Origin of the sequence: Streptacidiphilus jiangxiensis, assembly GCF_900109465.1 — a bacterium.
Taxonomy (GTDB): domain Bacteria; phylum Actinomycetota; class Actinomycetes; order Streptomycetales; family Streptomycetaceae; genus Streptacidiphilus; species Streptacidiphilus jiangxiensis.
In genome coordinates this window covers 1-13,058 of record NZ_FOAZ01000035.1, presented here as the reverse complement: position 1 = coordinate 13,058, position 13,058 = coordinate 1, and the positions used below count along the sequence as shown (strand labels likewise).

Sequence of the window (13,058 nt, the reverse complement as noted above, 5' to 3'; positions counted from 1 at the left end):
CAGAGCTGGCTGCTTCTTACACCTGCACCCGTCGCTCGACCACGTCGACGAGCTTCGCCAGGGCGTCGGCACGCGGGATGCCGTTCTCCTGGGAGCCGTCGCGGTAGCGGAAGGAGACCGTGCCGGCCGCCATGTCCTCGTCGCCGACGATGACCATGAACGGGGTCTTCAGCTTCTGGTGGTTGCGGATCTTCTTCTGCATCCGGTCGTTGGAGGCGTCCACGTCCACCCGCAGGCCCTTGGCCTTCGCCTCGCGGGCGAACTCCTGGAGGTACTCGATGTGGGCGTCGCCGATCGGGATGCCGACGGCCTGGACCGGGGCGAGCCACGGCGGCATGGCGCCGGCGTAGTGCTCCAGCAGGACCGCGAAGAAGCGCTCGATCGAGCCGAAGAGCGCGCGGTGGATCATGACCGGCCGCTGGCGCGAGCCGTCCGGCGCGGTGTACTCGAGGTCGAAGCGCTCCGGCAGGTTGAAGTCGACCTGGATGGTCGACATCTGCCAGGTGCGGCCGATCGCGTCCTTGGCCTGGACGGAGATCTTCGGGCCGTAGAAGGCGGCGCCGCCCGGGTCCGGGGTCAGCGGCAGGCCCTGCTTCTCGGCGGCCTTGCGCAGCGTCTCGGTCGCCTCCTCCCAGACCTCGTCCGACCCGATGTACTTCTCCGGGTCCTTGGTGGAGAGCTCCAGGTAGAAGTCGTTGAGGCCGTAGTCGCGCAGCAGGTCCAGCACGAAGGTCAGCAGCGAGTCGAGCTCGTCCGCCATCTGCTCCTTGGTGCAGTAGATGTGCGCGTCGTCCTGCGTGAAGCCGCGGGCACGGGTCAGACCGTGCACGACGCCCGACTTCTCGTACCGGTACACGGTGCCGAACTCGAACAGGCGCAGCGGCAGCTCACGGTAGGAGCGACCACGCGCGTCGAAGATCAGGTTGTGCATCGGGCAGTTCATGGGCTTGAGGTAGTAGTCCACGCCCTCGTCGAGCTGCATGGGCGGGTACATGCCGTCGGCGTACCAGTCCAGGTGGCCGGACTTCTCGAAGAGGGTGCCCTTGGTGGCGTGCGGGGAGTAGACGAACTGGTAGTCCGCCTCCTCGTGCCGCTTGCGCGAGTAGTCCTCCATGGCGCGGCGGATGATGCCGCCCTTGGGATGGAAGACCGCGAGGCCGGAGCCGATCTCCTCGGGGATCGAGAAGAGGTCCAGCTCGGAGCCGAGCTTGCGGTGGTCGCGCTTCTCGGCCTCCTCCAGGAAGTCGAGGTACGCCTTCAGCTCGTCCTTGGACGGCCAGGCGGTCCCGTAGATGCGCTGCAGCATCGGGTTCTTCTCGCTGCCGCGCCAGTAGGCGGCGGCGTTGCGCATCAGCTTGAAGGCCGGGATCAGGCGGGTGCTCGGCAGGTGGGGACCGCGGCAGAGGTCCTTCCAGCACAGCTCGCCGGTCTTGGCGTCCAGGTTGTCGTAGATGGTCAGCTCGCCGCCGCCCACCTCGACGTTCGCGCCGTCGTCGGTCGACGCGGAGCCCTTGAGGCCGATCAGCTCCAGCTTGTACGGCTCGCTCGCCAGCTCTTCGCGGGCGGCGTCCTCGGTCACCACGCGGCGCTGGAAGCGCTGGCCGCGCTTCTGGATCTCCTGCATCTTCTTCTCGATGACCTTGAGGTCCTCGGGAGTGAACGGCTTCTCGACGTCGAAGTCGTAGTAGAAGCCGTCCTTGATCGGCGGACCGATGCCGAGCTTGGCCTCCGGGAAGACCTCCTGCACGGCCTGGGCCATCACGTGCGCGGTGGAGTGGCGCAGGATGTTGAGGCCGTCCTCGCTGGTGATCTCGACGGGCTCGACCTCGTCGCCGTCCTGGACGACGTAGGTGAGGTCCTTCAGCTCGCCGGCGACCTTGGCGGCGATGACGGCCCGCTCGCCCTGGAAGAGCTCGGCGGCCGTCGTGCCCGTCGTCACCACGCGGTCTTCCCGATCGGGTTCGCGACTGATGACCACACGGACGTCCGACACCGGACTCTCCTGACTCTCGGAAGAAGCAGCGGGAACGCTGCGCGAGCACGATGTTACCCGGGAAGTCGCACTACCCCCGGGGGCGCGAGGAACTGCGCGACAAGCCACCCCGGGCATTGAGATCCCGAGCGGACAGGGCCATCCGCCTCCGGAGGGTTTCTCGCGCAGTTCCTCGCGCCCCCGGGCAGGGCATCAATCCGTCTCGTCCTCGCCGGAGGCGAGGCCTGCGCGGAGGCGGAGGGTCTTCGCCAGGCGTTCGCGTTCCGCGTCGTCGAGGTCGACCACGGTCACGTCGTGGGCCGCGCCGAGGCGGCGGAAGCCGCCCTTGCGTTCCAGGCGGCCGCGGACCCGGACGGCCGTGCCGTCCAGGTGCGCACCCACGGCGACCCGGTAGTCCGCGTCGCCGAGACGGATACGGACCTCGTCGACCTCCGCGCCGCTCAGGACGCGCAGGCGGACCACGCCCTCGCCACCCGGCACCGCCCGCTTGAGGCGCACCACCGCGCCGGTGAGCTCGACGTCGACGGCGGGTTCGCTGCGTTCCAGGCGGGCTGCCGCCGCCTCCAGGGCCGGCAGATCACCCGGGGAGAACTCGACCGCGGGGCGGCGGCTGCCGAAGCCGGGGGGCGGGCCGACCTGCGCGGACCAGTGGAGGCTGATCCGCGCCCCCTCGCTGCCGCGGACCAGCAGCACCACGGACGAGATCAGCTCGTGGCTCAGGCCCAGACGGACGCCGTTGTCGAAGGCCTCCTGCTGCCCGGTGGCCCGCTGCAGGTCGACCGCCTCGCGCAGCGCCTCCAGGGCGAGGACGAGGGTGGTGGCGGCGGGGCGGTCGGTCGGGGCGGGGGTGTAGGCGGTGAGCAGTCCCGCGCCGGTGCCGGGCGGGACGACCAGGACACGGTCGAGGAAGCGGGCGGCGTAGCGGTCCAGGCGGGCGCCGTAGTAGGCGCAGCGGGCGCGGCCGGCCTTCGCGGCGGCGGCCAGCATCGCGGTCGCGGCCTCGCGCAGCTCGGTCTCGCTTCCCCACGGCACCGCTCCGCCGACGCCGGGCACCTCGCGACGCCAGTGGATCTCGTCGCCGGGCACCAGCAGCGCGGCGAGGATGGCGCGGGCGGAGGGAACACCGGAGCGGGCCAGGGTGCTGAGGCTCTCCTCCAGCAGGTCGACGCTGTCGTCGAAGCCGCGGTCGGCGGGGACGAGGAGGCTGGTGTCCGGCTCCTGGTCGTTCGGCGGCGCCCAGCGGCTGTAGCGGCCGCCGGAACCGCCGCGACGGATCCAGCCGTGCCGGGCCAGCAGTGTGGCGAGCACGTCGGGGTCGACCCGGGTGGCGTCGGGGACGGCGGGCTCGTCGGCGGCGGTGTCGGGGTCCGCGTGGGGCGCGCGGGGTCCCCGCGCGCGTACGGCGGCGCGCGCCACGGGGGTCACCTCGTCTGCCGTGGTGTCACGCCTGGCTGTCACGCCCTTCGCCTCCCGCGCCGGTGGGTGCTGCCTCACCGCTCGATGGCCGCCTCTCGGCGGCCCGGAGCCCTGGACCGGATCGATCAGGGCCGCTCGCCTGCCCCCACACGCGCCATGATGGCGCACAGCGCGCGATCGTCGAAGACCTGGTGAGTCGGTATCCGGACATTCGTCCGCCGCCGCCCGGTGACCGGATGGCCGGCCAGGTTGACCCAGTAGCAGCAGTGCCGCAGCTCCAGCCGGTCGGGCAGGGCCAGCAGCCACTGGTCGACCTCACGTGGGACCAGCATGACGACGAGGATCTTGTGGACGGCGACCCGCGGGTGCGCGAGTTTGCGCAGGTGCTCGTTGTCGAGCGTGAAGCTGAAGGACGGTCCGGTCGGATTCGGCGCGATCTGGTAGGTGCACTTCAGCTGGACCTTGATGGTGACCTCGTCGTCCTCGACGTGCAGTGGGCTGCCGTGGCTCAGGTGCCAGTCGATGCCGTTGTCCGGGAAGGGCGAGGCCAGCGCGCAGCCCGCCGCGGCGGCCACCGCGTGCAGGTAGCCGACCTGCAGCGTCTCCATGCAGGACGTGACGGCCAGTTGGCCGCGCAGGGTGCGCCCGTCGTCCGGTCGCTCGACCGGCTCGGGCAGGGAGAATGCCATCACTGCCGCTCTCGGTGGGCGACGGGGACGCCCGTCCGGTCCCGGACACCCCGTCAACTCCGGTTTTTCCAGCCGCCGGTGGCATGAAACGGAGATCCGCCCGCAGATCGAGGATTGAGTGCGGAAAGTGACCGGGTATCACCCGATCGTGAGCACTTCGCGGTCCGGCCGGGACTGCGGGGATGGAAGGACGCAGGACAGGGGGTCGGGGATGACGCTCTGGTACGAGGGGGCTCTCGCCTCCTTCGACACCGAGACGACCGGGGTGGACGTCGAGCAGGACCGGATCGTGACGGCCGCACTGGTCGTCCAGGAGACGCCCGGCGGGCCGCTGCTGCGACGGGACTGGGTCATCGACCCGGGCCTGCCGATCCCGGCGCAGGCCACGGCCGTGCACGGGCTGACGGACGCGTGGGCGCGCGAGCACGGGGGCGCTCCCGGCACGGCGGTCGAGGCGATCGCCCGAGCCCTGGCCGAAAACGCGCGGGCGGGCCGTCCGCTGGTGGTGATGAACGCCCCCTACGACCTCACCCTGCTCGACCGCGAGCTGCGCCGGCACCGGGGACTGACGCTTGCTCAGTACACGTCCGGTGGTTCACTGTTGGTGGTCGACCCGTGGGTACTGGACCGGCATGTCGACCGCTACCGCAAGGGTCGCCGGACCCTGACCGCTCTGTGCGAGCACTACGGGGTCGCCCTGACCGACGCGCACGACGCGGCGGCCGACGCGACGGCGGCGCTGGAGCTGTCCCGGGCGATAGGGCGGCGTCACCGCGGCGCGCTGGAGGGTCTCAGCGCCGCCGAGCTGCACCTGCGCCAGGCGGTCTGGCACGCGGCCCAGGCCCGGGGGCTGGAACGGTGGTTCGCCCGCAGCGGCACCCCGACACCGGTCGAAACGGCCTGGCCGCTGCGACTCCCCCTGGAACACGCGGCATGAACGACTGAAGGCCCCTCACTTGAGGGGCCTTCAAGCCTTGCACGGGTGGGCGATACTGGTTTCGAACCAGTGGCCTCTTCGGTGTGAACGAAGCGCTCTCCCACTGAGCTAATCGCCCGGGCACGCAGAGAACATTAGCACTGCCTGGGCCGATGCCGAAAAACCGCACCCGGAACCCGGCGCTTCGCCTCGAATCATTCGAACACCAGTGCTACCTTCGAACCATGCCCACCGTGCTCGTCCTGATCGACGCGCAGCGCGACATGCTGCTCACCCCCTCCGTGCACACCGCCCTGCGTGCACTGCTCAACCGCGCCCGCAACGAGGGCGCGGCCGTGGTGCACCTGCGCACCGGAGGGCAGGAGCTGCTCTTCGGCTCCTGGCCGCAGGAGCAGGTGATCGACCACGGCGCCGACGACGCCTTTCTCGGCTCGGCGCTCACCGACGCGCTGCCGGCCGGCTGCCGGGTGGCGCTGGCCGGGGTGTGGAGCGAGGAGGCCGTCCGGGCCACCGCGCTGGGCGCGCTGAAACGCGGGTACCGCGTCGTCCTGGCCTCGGGCGCGCACGAGGGCTACGCCCCGGACGCGGCCATCCGGGTCGAACACGAGCTGGCGACGGCCGGCACGGTGATCGCGGGCGCGGACGCGCTCCCCTTCGACTGAGCTGTGGACCGGGCTGAGGACCGGGCTGGGCCAACCGAGGGAATTTGGCGAACGCGAAAGGCCCGCAGGTCGTTGACCTGCGGGCCTTTACATCCGGGTGGGCGATACTGGGTTCGAACCAGTGACCTCTTCGGTGTGAACGAAGCGCTCTCCCACTGAGCTAATCGCCCGGGTGCAGGGAAAACACTACCGCATGCCGGACCGTGCTCCGGCACGTCCGGCGGCCGGCAGCCCGCGTGGCTGAAAACCACTCACTGATCCGTCCTTGAACGACCGATTTCCGCTGCTCGGGACCCAAATCTGTGACGGGTGTGACACCTGTGACTGATGGGCCGGATGGGGTACTCGCAGCGCACTAATCCGGACAGACGGGTTTACACCGGGCCTGAGGGTGGGATGGTCCGTTCGCCGACGTGCGATCCCCGAGCGCACACTGAGCGAAAGGCCTTGGCGCTTATGAACACCACGGTCAGCTGCGAGCTGCACCTGCGCCTCATCGTGTCGAGCGAGTCTTCCCTCCCCGTTCCGGCGGGGCTGCGCTACGACACGGCCGACCCCTATGCCGTGCACGCCACCTTCCACACGGGCGCCGACGAGACCGTCGACTGGGTGTTCGCCCGCGACCTCCTCGCGGAGGGGCTGCACCGGCCGACCGGGACCGGCGATGTCCGGGTGTGGCCCTCACGCAGCCACGGACAGGGAGTCGTCTGCATCGCCCTGAGCTCTCCGGAAGGAGAAGCCCTGCTGGAGGCCCCGGCGCGCGCGCTGGAGTCCTTCCTCAAGCGCACCGACGCCGCCGTCCCGCCGGGGACGGAGCACCGCCACTTCGACCTGGACAGGGAGCTGAGCCACATCCTGGCCGAGAGCTGAGGCACCCGGCGCCCGCGACCCGGGCGTCGGTGACCCACATACCGCACACGGATGCGCAGGCGTGCTGACTCGGGGGCGCGCCAGCACGGCACGCCGCCGCGACCCACCGGTCGCGGCGGCGTCGTCATGTGCGGCGGCATGATCGTCGGCGGTTCGGCGTGGACATGAACCACTTCTCGCCGTGGGCTGTAGAGTCTGCGCAACCAGTCGCGCCACGTACGGACGAGCCAGGAGCCCCGCCGTGCTGATCACCCACGACACCGAGTGCGCACTCGACGTGCTGGTGGAACTTCTCAACACCTCCCCCCAGGCCTGCGGGCACGAGGGGCTGCCCGACCTCGCCGCGCTGCGCGGCTTCGTCGTCCGGCGCGAGCTGAGCGACGTCGGGCAACTGACCCAGGGCGACCTGGAGGCGGTGCGCCGGCTGCGGCAGCGGTTCTGGGACGTGCTCGACGCGACCAGCACCCGTGACGCCGCCGAGCTGCTCAACGCGATGATCGCGCGCGCCGGGACGACCCCGCGGCTCACCGACCACGACGGCCACGACTGGCACGTCCACTACTTCGCCCCCGGCGCGGCCCTGGCCGACCGGCTCGGGGCGGAGTCCGGGATCGCGCTGTCGATGGTGATCGTCGCCGGGGAGCGCGAACGGCTGCGGCATTGCGAGGCACCGGACTGCGTCCGGGTCTTCGTGGACCTCTCCCGCAACCGCTCCCGGCGCTACTGCGACAGTCGCACCTGCGGCAACCGGCTCCACGTCGCCGCCTACCGGGCGCGCCAGCGCACCGCCCCGCCGGTGACGGCCGAGCGTGGCGGCGTCGGCGTCGGGTCGTGACGCAGGACGCATCATCCGAGGTCGGGGCCGGCCCCGCGGAGTCGGTGCGGTCGCTGGAGCTCTTCTTCGACCTGGTCTTCGTCTTCACCATCACCCAGATCGCCACGGTCCTGGTCGACCACCCCGACCTCGGCGGCCTGACCCGCTCCGCGCTGCTGCTGACGATCACCTGGTGGATGTACGGCGGCTACGCCTGGCTGACCAACGCCCTCGACCTGGACCGCACCGGGCCCCGGCTGCTGCTGCTCCTCGGCACGGCCGGCTTCTTCGTGATGTCGCAGGCCGTGCCCCGAGCGGTCGGGCCCGGACCCTGGGCGGTCGTCTTCGGCGCCGCCTACCTGGTGGTGGTGCTGGTCCACTTCTTCGGGTTCAAGCACACCTCCGGTCGGCGCGGCATCCTGCGCATCGGCCCGTTCAACCTGGCCAGCGCGCTGGTCGTGCTCGCCGCCGGTTTCGTCCCGGCCGAGCAGCGGGCGTGGGTGTGGGCGCTGGCCTGCGCGATGGAGTGGGTGACGCCCTACCTCTCCGGCCTCGGCGGCTTCACGGTCGGCGTCGGCCACTTCGTCGAGCGGCACGGACTGGCCGTGATCATCGTGCTGGGCGAGTCCATCACCGAGGTCGGCGCCGCCGCCAGCCACCTCGACGACCTGACCACGGTGCTGGTCGGCTCACTGCTGGCGCTCGCGGCCAGCGCGGCGATGTGGTGGCTCTACTTCGACCGCGAGGAGGAGGCCAGCTCGGCCCTGCTGGAGCGGCTCCCCGCCGCGGAGCGGCCGCGGGCGGCGCTGTGGTCGTTCGGCTACGCCTACCTGTTCCTGATCTTCGGCATCGCCGTGTCGGCCGTCGGCATGCAGCAGGCGATCGACGCCTTCCGCCACCCGCTGCACGGACTGCCCGCCGTGCTGCTCCCCCTCGGCGTCGCGCTCTACCTGGCCGGAATGTCCGCCTTCCACCGGGTCCTCTCCGGCGACTGGCCGGTGCGCCGCCTGGTCACGGCCGCGGCCGTCCTCGCCGCCGGCATCCCCGCGCTGCGTCTTGCCGGCGGCGGCACGGCGCTGGCGGTGACGACGGCCCTGCTCGTCGGCCTGGTCGCCTGGGAGCGGCGGCCACGCGTGCCCGGCCTCAGATCCCCCGGCGCTTGAGGATCTCCTCCACGTCGGAGAAGTCGCCCAGGTCGGCGGTCGGGTTGCTCTTGGCCGGGAGCGCGGCCCCCGCCGGGCGTCCGGGCGGCGCGCTCGGCTTGCCACCGCCGGCCGGCACCTGACCCTGCTCCTTGCCGCGTCGCTTGCCCCGGCCGAACCGAACCCCCGTCCCCAGCAGGATCAGCACGGTCGCGGCCAGCATCGCGACGCCGACCCAGACCTTCGGGTCGAAGACCAGGTGCGTGGCCCAGTGGACCAGGGTCGAGCCGATGGTGTGGAAGACGGTGATCAGCCCCGTCAGATACAGGCCTGTCGGCACCAGCGCGACCGCGAGCCAGCGCAGCGCGGCCCGGGTCCGCCCACGGCTGGCGGTCAGCACCGCGATCACGATGCCGATCGCCGAGAGTGCCATGCAGATGGTCGCTGTCATGATCCTGCTCTCCTTCTGCGGCTCCGCTGCACTTCCATCCTTCCCACAATGGGAGACTTGCGACCATGACCGAAAGTTCCGCGCCCCGGACCGTCGAGTTCTGGTGCGACCTGCAGTGCCCCGACTGCGCCACGGCCCTCGGCGACGTCCGCGCCCTGCGCGCCGCCCACGGTGACGGTGTCGACATCGTCCTGCGGCACTTCCCGCTCGAGAAGCACAAGTTCGCCTTCGCGGCGGCCGAGGCGGCGGAGGAGGCCTTCGTCCAGGGCCAGGGCTGGCCCTATGTCGAGGCGCTGCTGTCCCGTATCGAGGAGCTGGACCGCGGCGGCACCGGCTTCCTGGTCGAGCTCGCGGGCGAGCTCGGCCTGGACGGCGAGGAACTGGACACCGCGCTGATCGACGGCCGGCACAGCCTCACGGTCGAGGCCGACCACGCCGAGGGCAAGGCCATCGGGGTCAAGGGCACTCCGAGCTACGTGGTCGCGGGCAAGCTCCTGGACGGCTCGAAGAGCCAGGACGGTCTGCGCGACCGCATCGAGTCGCTGCTCGGCTGAGACCCGTGCGGGTTCACAGCTGCTTGGCGACCGCCCAGCGGTAGGTGCGGTAGCCGAGCGACTCGTAGAGGCGCTCGGCCGGCACGTTGCCCGCATGCACGTTGAGGCCGAGCCGGTCGCGCCCGGCGGCGATGACGACCTGCTCGGCCAGGAGCATCAGGGCCCGACCATGGCCGCGGCCGCGGAACGCCTCCTCGACGCGGACGTTGTAGACGAACGGCGGCCGCGCCTCGGAGTCCGCCGAGCTGACCCACACCGTGCCGACCGACGCGCCGTCGGCCAGCAGCCGCTGGATCGAGACGTCGGCGGTGTCGATCCCGTCCGGGAGCAGCTTCGCGTGGTCCGCCAGGGACTTGGCCTCGGCCTGCTCCGGCGACAGCCCCGTGTGCTCGATCAGTATCCCGACGTACCCCTCCCGGTGCGCCGCCGCCCAGACCGGGAACTCCTCCGCCGTCAGCGGCCGACCGGTCAGGCCCGGCGGCAGCTCCGGCGGGGTGACCGGCAGGTCCTTGACCATGTTGCGCGCCGTGAGCGCGTATCCCAGCGACTGCGTCCAGCGCAGCAACCGGGCGGCGACCTCCGGATCCCGCTCGTCCCCGACGATCGTCCCCTCGGCGCGGGAACAGCCCCATGCGCGCAGAATCTCCTCGGCGGCCAGGACCGCCGTCGTGCCGCGCCCACGGCCGCGCCCGCGCTCCTCGACGAACAGGTCCGCGATCTGCCCCACCCCGTCCGGCCAGGCCGTCACCGTCACGGTGCCGGCCGCGCGGCCGTTGACGCAGATCGCGTACGCGCGCTCCCGGCTGCCGCTCCCGTCGGTGCGCTCGGGACCGGTGGGACGCAGGGTCGTGGTCACGCAGGGCTCCCTCGCTCGACGGTTCGTGCGGGTCAGGGCTCGTCAGGGCTCGTCAGGGCTCGAGGTCGGCCGCGGCGCGGTCCGCGAAGATCTCCATCACCTTGGCCGTGACCGGACCGGGCGCTCCGGGCAACTCCCGCTGGTCGATCCGGGAGATCGCCTGCACGTCGCGCAGGGTTCCGGTCAGGAACACCTCCTCGGCCTCCTCCAGCACGGAGTACGGCAGGTCGGCCTCCTCGGCGTCGGTCCACTGCAGCACCAACGCGCGGGTGACGCCCGCGAGGCAGCCGGAGGTCAGCGGCGGGGTGAGCAGGCGACCGCCGACCACGACGAAGACGTTCGAACCGGTCCCCTCGCAGAGTCGGCCCACCGTGTTGGCGAGCACCGCCTCGCTCGCGCCGTACTCGTGGGCGCGGGCGAGCGCGACGACGTTCTCGGCGTAGGACGTGGTCTTGAGCCCAGCGGTCGCCCCGTGCTCGTTGCGGGTCCACGGAACGGTCACCACGGCGGCGGTGTCGGGTCGGCGCGGGGTCGCACCGACGGCCACGACGAGCGTGGTCGGCGCGTCACCACGGTCGGAGCCGAGGGGCGCGACACCGCCGGTGTAGGTGATTCGCAGGCGCCCCAGCGCGACGGGGTTGGCCTCCAGCACGGCGGCGCACGCGGCCTCGACCTCGGCCCGGTCGGGGCTCGGCAGCCCCAGCCCGCGGGCGCTGCGCTCCAACCGGTCCAGATGCCGCCGCAGCGCGAAAGGCCGCCCGTCGACGGCCTTCACCGTCTCGAACACCCCGTCGCCGACGGTCATGCCGTGGTCCAGCACGCTGACCGTCGCCTCTGCGGCGTCGGCCAGCCGACCGTTGACCCAGATCCGCACGGTCGCTCTCCTCTCGCTCAGCATGATGATCCTAGACGGGAAGTTGCAGCCACCTCAGGGGCGCGAGGCTCTGCGGACTTGCGGCTCCTCCCCCAGCCTTCGGCCGGGAGGTGCCACCAGCGTGGGCGCGACCAGGCCCCCATCTGCTGCCACCTGTGGTTGCACTCTCCAGAGGCGCGAGGAACTGCGCGAGAAACCACCGACGAGCGAATGGCCCTGCTCGCTCGGGATCTCAAGGCCCACGGTGGCTGGTCGCGCAGTTCCCCGCGCCCCTGGAGAGTGCCACTACCCCTGTGAGGCCAGCATGACCAAGCGGGATGCCTTGAGCTCCGTCTCGTCCCACTCGCGATCCGGATCCGACCCCCAGGTGATGCCCGCGCCCGTGCCGAAGCGGACCGTCGCCGTGTCCCGTCCGCGCTCGACCCAGAACGTGCGGATGCCGACGGCGAGTTCTCCGACGCCGCGGTCCGCGTCGACCCAGCCGACCGCGCCGCAGTAGGGGCCGCGGGGGGCCGTCTCCAGGGCCTCGATGATGCGCAGCGCGCTGCGCTTGGGCGCGCCCGTGACCGAGCCGGGCGGGAACGTCGCGGCGAAGAGGTCCGGCCAGCCCGCGTCGGGGCGCAGCTCGCCCTGGACCGTGGAGACGAGGTGCACCAGACCGGGGTGCTTCTCCACCGCGCAGAGGTCCGGCACCGTGACGCTGCCGGTCACGGCGACGCGGCCGAGGTCGTTGCGGACCAGGTCGACGATCATGACGTTCTCGGCGAAGTCCTTCTCCAGCAGATCCGCCTCCGTGCGGCCGGTGCCCTTGATCGGGCCGGAGAGGACGACCCGGCCGTCACGGCGGAGGAAGAGCTCGGGGGAGGCGGAGGCCACCTCGACGCCGTGCTCGGGCAGGCGGACCGTGCCCGCGTAGGGCGCGGGGTTGCCGTGGGCCAGACGCGCGGTCAGCGCGTCCACGTCCGCGCGGGCCGGATCGGGCAGGTCCGCGCTCAGGACCCGGCAGAGGTTCGCCTGGTAGACCTCGCCGGCGGCGATGTGCTCGCGAACGCGGCGGACGCCGGCGGTGTAGGCGTCGCGGTCGAGCGAGCTGTGCCACGCGGAGCGGGAGGGGCCGAGCCACCCGCCGGGATCCGTCTGCGGAATCGTTTCTTCGGAGCGGACGTCGGCAAACCGGGCGCAGGTGATCCGGCCCTCGAAATCCGCCACGACCGCCCAGAAACCGGTGCCGTCGAGAACCCCCGGATCGTCGCTGACCTCCAGCAGTCCGGTCGCGACCCGGCCCGCGAAGCGGGCCATGGCATCGGTGTGGAGGGGCTGCTGGGTCACGTTGTACTGACTCCTGTGCGATTGCGGCGGTGGCCGAAGTCTAGGTCTCCGCAGGCCGGAGCGCCTGTGGCCGGAAGCCCCGATCCGGCATGCAGGGGATACGGAATTTGAGCTGGGCCCGGAATCCGCTAGAGTTCAACACGTCGCCGGGACGCGGACCGCAGAAAGAAAGCGGGAAGCCAACCGGAGATCACGCGGACGTGGCTCAGTTGGTAGAGCATCACCTTGCCAAGGTGAGGGTCGCGGGTTCGAATCCCGTCGTCCGCTCTGAGTAGGGGGTTGCCTGTCAACCCCCCGCCTCGGTGGAGTGGCCGAGAGGCGAGGCAACGGCCTGCAAAGCCGTGTACACGGGTTCAAATCCCGTCTCCACCTCCATGCGCGATTAGCTCAGCGGGAGAGCGCTTCCCTGACACGGAAGAGGTCACTGGTTCAATCCCAGTATCGCGCACTGGCCCCCTCGGGGGTCGTGCA

At 71.5% G+C, this 13,058-nt stretch carries 13 protein-coding genes and 5 tRNA genes; 9 read left to right on the top strand and 9 right to left on the bottom strand.

Going from position 1 to position 13,058, the window contains the following annotated elements:
- Positions 1 to 16 precede the first annotated feature (16 nt).
- The 3 genes from thrS to BMY61_RS39300 all read right to left on the bottom strand — a co-directional run bounded on the left by thrS (position 17) and on the right by BMY61_RS39300 (position 4,098).
- Positions 17 to 1,993 (bottom strand): threonine--tRNA ligase, encoded by a 1,977-nt coding sequence (thrS, locus tag BMY61_RS39310; RefSeq protein WP_042452980.1) that lies wholly within the window; start codon positions 1,991 to 1,993, stop codon positions 17 to 19.
- Positions 1,994 to 2,185: 192 nt separating this feature from the next.
- Positions 2,186 to 3,451, bottom strand: coding sequence for a hypothetical protein (locus tag BMY61_RS39305; RefSeq protein ID WP_143094745.1), 1,266 nt, complete (start codon positions 3,449 to 3,451; stop codon positions 2,186 to 2,188).
- Positions 3,452 to 3,534: 83 nt separating this feature from the next.
- Entirely contained in the window at positions 3,535 to 4,098 is a 564-nt protein-coding gene (locus tag BMY61_RS39300) for a DUF4365 domain-containing protein (RefSeq protein WP_042452974.1), read from the bottom strand.
- A 211-nt stretch (positions 4,099 to 4,309) separates the two neighbouring features.
- Here BMY61_RS39300 and BMY61_RS39295 point away from each other — a divergent pair, with 211 nt between their 5' ends.
- A complete protein-coding gene (locus BMY61_RS39295) occupies positions 4,310 to 5,035 on the top strand; it encodes an exonuclease domain-containing protein (RefSeq protein ID WP_042452971.1) in 726 nt (241 codons plus the stop codon).
- A gap of 46 nt (positions 5,036 to 5,081) precedes the next feature.
- Here the strand turns inward: BMY61_RS39295 and BMY61_RS39290 are convergent.
- Positions 5,082 to 5,153, bottom strand: a tRNA-Val gene (locus tag BMY61_RS39290).
- Positions 5,154 to 5,259: 106 nt separating this feature from the next.
- On the opposite strand from BMY61_RS39290, the gene BMY61_RS39285 reads away from it, so the two are divergent.
- Positions 5,260 to 5,697: an isochorismatase family protein gene (locus BMY61_RS39285; RefSeq protein ID WP_052439041.1), complete on the top strand. Its 438-nt coding sequence runs from the start codon at positions 5,260 to 5,262 to the stop codon at positions 5,695 to 5,697.
- A gap of 98 nt (positions 5,698 to 5,795) precedes the next feature.
- Here the strand turns inward: BMY61_RS39285 and BMY61_RS39280 are convergent.
- Positions 5,796 to 5,867: transfer RNA gene (locus BMY61_RS39280), tRNA-Val, on the bottom strand.
- A gap of 286 nt (positions 5,868 to 6,153) precedes the next feature.
- Between BMY61_RS39280 and BMY61_RS39275 the strand changes: the two genes are divergently transcribed.
- The 3 genes from BMY61_RS39275 (at position 6,154) to BMY61_RS39265 (ending at position 8,544) form a co-directional block, all read left to right on the top strand.
- The gene (locus BMY61_RS39275) at positions 6,154 to 6,567 is read left to right on the top strand and encodes an SsgA family sporulation/cell division regulator (protein ID WP_034091203.1); all 414 of its coding nucleotides are present in this window, start codon (positions 6,154 to 6,156) and stop codon (positions 6,565 to 6,567) included.
- Positions 6,568 to 6,808: 241 nt separating this feature from the next.
- On the top strand, positions 6,809 to 7,402 hold the full coding sequence (locus tag BMY61_RS39270; protein ID WP_042452968.1) for a CGNR zinc finger domain-containing protein: 594 nt from the start codon (positions 6,809 to 6,811) through the stop codon (positions 7,400 to 7,402).
- The gene (locus BMY61_RS39265) at positions 7,399 to 8,544 is read left to right on the top strand and encodes a low temperature requirement protein A (protein ID WP_042452966.1); all 1,146 of its coding nucleotides are present in this window, start codon (positions 7,399 to 7,401) and stop codon (positions 8,542 to 8,544) included. Before BMY61_RS39270 ends, BMY61_RS39265 begins: the two co-directional genes overlap by 4 nt.
- On the opposite strand, the gene BMY61_RS39260 is transcribed toward BMY61_RS39265, so the two are convergent.
- Complete coding sequence (locus BMY61_RS39260) at positions 8,525 to 8,974, bottom strand: hypothetical protein (RefSeq protein ID WP_052439040.1); 450 nt, start codon at positions 8,972 to 8,974, stop codon at positions 8,525 to 8,527. The two genes, BMY61_RS39265 and BMY61_RS39260, sit on opposite strands and share 20 nt — an antisense overlap.
- Positions 8,975 to 9,039: 65 nt before the next feature.
- Here BMY61_RS39260 and BMY61_RS39255 point away from each other — a divergent pair, with 65 nt between their 5' ends.
- On the top strand, positions 9,040 to 9,528 hold the full coding sequence (locus tag BMY61_RS39255) for a DsbA family protein (protein ID WP_052439039.1): 489 nt from the start codon (positions 9,040 to 9,042) through the stop codon (positions 9,526 to 9,528).
- 13 nt (positions 9,529 to 9,541) lie between these two features.
- On the opposite strand, the gene BMY61_RS39250 is transcribed toward BMY61_RS39255, so the two are convergent.
- The 3 genes from BMY61_RS39250 to BMY61_RS39240 all read right to left on the bottom strand — a co-directional run bounded on the left by BMY61_RS39250 (position 9,542) and on the right by BMY61_RS39240 (position 12,557).
- Positions 9,542 to 10,384 (bottom strand): GNAT family N-acetyltransferase, encoded by an 843-nt coding sequence (locus BMY61_RS39250; protein ID WP_042452957.1) that lies wholly within the window; start codon positions 10,382 to 10,384, stop codon positions 9,542 to 9,544.
- Between the two features lie 52 nt (positions 10,385 to 10,436).
- Positions 10,437 to 11,258: an aminotransferase class IV gene (locus tag BMY61_RS39245; protein ID WP_042452954.1), complete on the bottom strand. Its 822-nt coding sequence runs from the start codon at positions 11,256 to 11,258 to the stop codon at positions 10,437 to 10,439.
- A 285-nt stretch (positions 11,259 to 11,543) separates the two neighbouring features.
- Entirely contained in the window at positions 11,544 to 12,557 is a 1,014-nt protein-coding gene (locus BMY61_RS39240) for a chorismate-binding protein (RefSeq protein ID WP_042453247.1), read from the bottom strand.
- Between the two features lie 224 nt (positions 12,558 to 12,781).
- Here BMY61_RS39240 and BMY61_RS39235 point away from each other — a divergent pair.
- The 3 genes from BMY61_RS39235 (at position 12,782) to BMY61_RS39225 (ending at position 13,035) form a co-directional block, all read left to right on the top strand.
- Positions 12,782 to 12,854 (top strand) — tRNA-Gly (locus BMY61_RS39235).
- A gap of 34 nt (positions 12,855 to 12,888) precedes the next feature.
- Positions 12,889 to 12,962, top strand: a tRNA-Cys gene (locus tag BMY61_RS39230).
- A 1-nt stretch (position 12,963) separates the two neighbouring features.
- Positions 12,964 to 13,035, top strand: a tRNA-Val gene (locus BMY61_RS39225).
- Positions 13,036 to 13,058 lie beyond the last annotated feature (23 nt).

Bases quoted from the DNA above. Each gene is read 5' to 3' on its own strand.
- BMY61_RS39260 (WP_052439040.1), bottom strand. From the start codon at position 8,974: ATGACAGCGACCATCTGCATGGCACTCTCGGCGATCGGCATCGTGATC.
- BMY61_RS39295 (WP_042452971.1), top strand. From the start codon at position 4,310: ATGACGCTCTGGTACGAGGGGGCTCTCGCCTCCTTCGACACCGAGACG.
- BMY61_RS39255 (WP_052439039.1), top strand. From the start codon at position 9,040: ATGACCGAAAGTTCCGCGCCCCGGACCGTCGAGTTCTGGTGCGACCTG.
- BMY61_RS39275 (WP_034091203.1), top strand. From the start codon at position 6,154: ATGAACACCACGGTCAGCTGCGAGCTGCACCTGCGCCTCATCGTGTCG.
- BMY61_RS39285 (WP_052439041.1), top strand. From the start codon at position 5,260: ATGCCCACCGTGCTCGTCCTGATCGACGCGCAGCGCGACATGCTGCTC.
- BMY61_RS39240 (WP_042453247.1), bottom strand. From the start codon at position 12,557: ATGGCCCGCTTCGCGGGCCGGGTCGCGACCGGACTGCTGGAGGTCAGC.
- BMY61_RS39300 (WP_042452974.1), bottom strand. From the start codon at position 4,098: ATGGCATTCTCCCTGCCCGAGCCGGTCGAGCGACCGGACGACGGGCGC.